Below are 2,599 nucleotides of genomic sequence, written 5' to 3' on the forward strand. Positions count from 1 at the left end.
TGCCCCGATGGCCACCCCAAACTGCTCCACTTATGGCCGGTCAAACTGCTCCAGGCAGGACGGTCAGATTATGACGGTTCAGGCGTGATGGCGATACGCGCGGCGGCCTCCTTCAGACGGTAGCTCTTACCGTCAAACTCCAGCATTGCGCAACGGTGCATGAGCCGGTCCAGGATGGTGGTGGCCATGGTGGCGTCGGCGAGGTACTTGCCCCAGTCCTGCACCACTCTGTTGGAGGTGATGACGATGGCGCGGCGCAGCTTGTAGCGCTGGTGCACGATGGCCTGCAGCAGTTCGGCGCTCACGTCGGCAATGCGCCGGGCCAGGAACAGGTCATCGAGGACCAGCAGGTCTGGCCCGATCCAGCCCTTGAGCTGTTCGGCCTGTTCGGCCGTGCTGGCCAGCCCGTAGCGGGCGAACTCGGAGTCCGCCTCCACGTAGCGCACGTCATAGCCCTGCAACGTGGCCTGGTAGGCCACCGCCTTGGCCACATGGCTCTTGCCGGTGCCAGGCTTGCCGACGATCAGTGCGTTGGCCCCCTCGCCGATGAACTTCAGGGTGTGCAGCTCGAAGCAGGCGTTGCGCGGCAACTTGGGATTGAAGCGCCAGTCGAAGTCCGCCAGCGTCAGGCGCTCGGTCAGGCCTGAACGCTTGAAGCGGCGCTCTATCAAGCGCGAGCGGCGCCGGTCGAGCTCGTCTTGCAGCATGGCCGCCAACGTCTCCAGAAAGGGCTGCTGGGCGGCCTGGGCCTGCATAACGCGGGTGGATAGGGTGTCCGCGATGCCGGACAGGCGCAGCTCGCGCAGGGCGCGTTCGATCTCGGTCATGTTCATGGCTGGGCGATATCAGTGGTGTGGGTGCGGGAGGTTGTGCCGCCCGAGGTGGCGGTCGCGGCGTGGGCGAACAGATCGCCGTATTCGTCGGCGCTGCGAATGAGCGCGTGCTGCTGGGTGAGCGTTGAGGTCGACGGTGTCGGCGTGCCGGCCTGCAGGGCGGCCAGCGCGTCGGCCACCAGTCGCTCGGTGAGTGCCTTGACGTGGCCGTAGCTGTGTACGCCTTGCTCAATGGCGGCTGCGCAGGCCGCGTCGATGAAGTGATGGGGGTAGCGCTTGGCCAGATTGACGATGCCCCAGAGCTTGCGCTGGCCCACGCGCCCCTCGATGGCGAACAGCATCTGACACAGCCGAGAGGCCTGCGGTCCGATGGCTCGGGCCTGGGCCAGGATGAAGCGCGTCTCTCGAGAGGGGTTGAACACCCGCTCGGCCATAGGCAACACCACGGTGCCGGGGCGATCAACCCGGGCGTGGGTGCGCAACAAGGCCTGGGTGCGCAGCTCGCGGATCTCGATGCGCCGCTCGAACAGCCGCACCAGCACCTTGGCGCCAATCGGGGCCGGGCGCGCGGCGTAGCTGCTGTGGTCGATGCGCACGCAACTGTCGTCGCAGACCGTGCGCTGCACCTCGGTGAAGTACTGCATGCGCGTAGCTGGCAGCGGTTGCAGGTGGGCGCGCTCCTCCTCGAACATGGCCTGCACCTGACGCCGCTCGGCGCCGTGAATGCGCGAGGCGGCCCACTTGGACTCCCAGTGTTCCAGGAAGGCGTTCTGCTCTTCGATGGTCTCAAAGCGCCGCCCCTTGAGCGCGGTGGACTGCGTGTGTTGGATCGCGTTCTCCACTGTCCCCTTGCGATTCGGATCCCGGACCCGAGCTGGGTCGGCCACCACCTCGTAATGAGCCAGTGTGGCCGCGTAGACCGGATTGAGCGCGGGCTCGTACAGGTCGGGCTTCAAGACGCCCTCCTTAAGGTTGTCCAGCACGACGTAGCGGGTCGAACCGCCAAAGTAGGCCCAGGCCTGCTCATGCAACTCAGCCCAGACTTGCTGGCTGGACTTCCAGACTACGCGGCGGAAGCTACGCCGCGAGTAGCGCAGCGTGGCCACGAACAGGCGAGGTTTGCGCCAGCGCTCGGTGCCCGGCATCCGCGTGGGGGCGCCTTCACCGTAGTCGACCTGCATCTCCTCGCCGGGCGCAAAGCTCAGACGATCGAACTGTTCGGGCTCCTTGTGGCGAAGCTGGGCGCAGAAGCGTTTGACCGAGTTGTAGGCGCCGTCAAAGCCGTGTTGGTCGACCAGGTCCTGGTAGATGGCCGTGGCGTTGCGGCCCAGGCGCAACTGAGCGTCGATGAAGGCGCGACGGGGTTCGCACTTGGAGGTGGCCAGCGGCGGCGTTACCGGCCTGGAAGTCGGTGGCCAGGGTGGAGCAGTTTGATCACCGGAGTCGGTGGCCACCCCGGGGCAGTTTGCCGATTCGGCGGCGAAGCGCTGCTGATACGCCCGGATGGTGTGACGCGAGATGCCGGTGATGCGTTCGATCTCGCGCTGTGTGGCACCGCCCTTGAGCAGCGTCCAAATGGTGGTTTGCAGATGTGGCTTCAAGACGTTCACTCCGTTGTTCCCCTCGCTCAGAGGGGGTGGAAGGTAACGTCCTGCCTGTCGAGCTTCGCGGCGCCCGACGCACCGTGTTCAATGCGTCAGATCACCGTGGCTAGGGTGGAGCAGTTTGGGTGGCCATAAGTGGGGCACTTTGGGTGGCCGCCGGGG

2 protein-coding genes are annotated in these 2,599 nt (G+C 66.0%); both read right to left on the reverse strand.

Going from position 1 to position 2,599, the window contains the following annotated elements; genetic code table 11:
• Positions 1-68 precede the first annotated feature (68 nt).
• Positions 69-833: an IS21-like element helper ATPase IstB gene (gene istB, locus KHO22_RS32250; protein WP_211951251.1), complete on the reverse strand. Its 765-nt coding sequence runs from the start codon at positions 831-833 to the stop codon at positions 69-71.
• Positions 830-2,443 (reverse strand): IS21 family transposase, encoded by a 1,614-nt coding sequence (istA, locus tag KHO22_RS32255; RefSeq protein WP_211951252.1) that lies wholly within the window; start codon positions 2,441-2,443, stop codon positions 830-832. The genes istB and istA overlap by 4 nt, the downstream gene beginning before the upstream one ends.
• Between the last annotated feature and the right edge of the window lie 156 nt (positions 2,444-2,599).

This window comes from Cupriavidus yeoncheonensis (assembly GCF_905397275.1).
GTDB classification, from domain to species: Bacteria; Pseudomonadota; Gammaproteobacteria; order Burkholderiales; family Burkholderiaceae; genus Cupriavidus; species Cupriavidus yeoncheonensis.

What these genes read in the sequence shown, in the direction of transcription:
- istB (WP_211951251.1), bottom strand. Translation starts at nt 833, where the DNA reads ATGAACATGACCGAGATCGAACGCGCCCTGCGCGAGCTGCGCCTGTCC.